The organism is Brevibacillus laterosporus (assembly GCF_030489605.1).
Lineage (GTDB): Bacteria > Bacillota > Bacilli > Brevibacillales > Brevibacillaceae > Brevibacillus_B > Brevibacillus_B laterosporus_E.
In genome coordinates this window covers 1-519 of sequence record NZ_JAUKFY010000076.1, presented here as the reverse complement: position 1 = coordinate 519, position 519 = coordinate 1, and the positions used below count along the sequence as shown (strand labels likewise).

1 pseudogene is annotated in these 519 nt (G+C 39.7%); it reads left to right on the top strand.

Annotated features, from left to right (window positions below):
- Window positions 1–159: 159 nt before the first annotated feature.
- Window positions 160–519: pseudogene (locus tag QZ995_RS23730) on the top strand (tyrosine-type recombinase/integrase); the annotation flags it as partial.

Genomic DNA, 519 nt, shown 5'->3' with positions numbered 1-519 from the left:
GTCGTACTTTCAGCAAACTCAAATGTTCCTTCAAACGGAACTTCAAGCCCTACCCCAGCCGCAAGCGTCCCTTGTACGAATTGACCAATCACATTGGCAGAATCAAACAAAGCGTCCCGTAAAGGAGTTAATGGTACTCTAATGTAGAGGCCAGCAGGACTATTTGATAAAGGCTACAGCAAACGCTCAGTTGAGTTAGTACACTCTACCATGCATAATGCAATGAACAGAGCTGTTACATTAGGGAAGATTGAGAAAAATCCATGTATCGGTGCAACTATTAAAGGTCAACAAAAAGTACAGACTTTAAAATTTATGGAGTCAAAAGATATACCCTTTTTTTTGCAACAAGCTTATCAATATAATTACATCTATTGGATTTACTTCAAGCTTTTAATTGAGACAGGGATGCGAAAAGGTGAAGCTGCTGCACTTCAATGGTCTGACATTGATTTAAAACAAATGACCATCAGCATCAACAAAACGCTCGATTTTTCTGCCACGGATAGACGTGAGCTC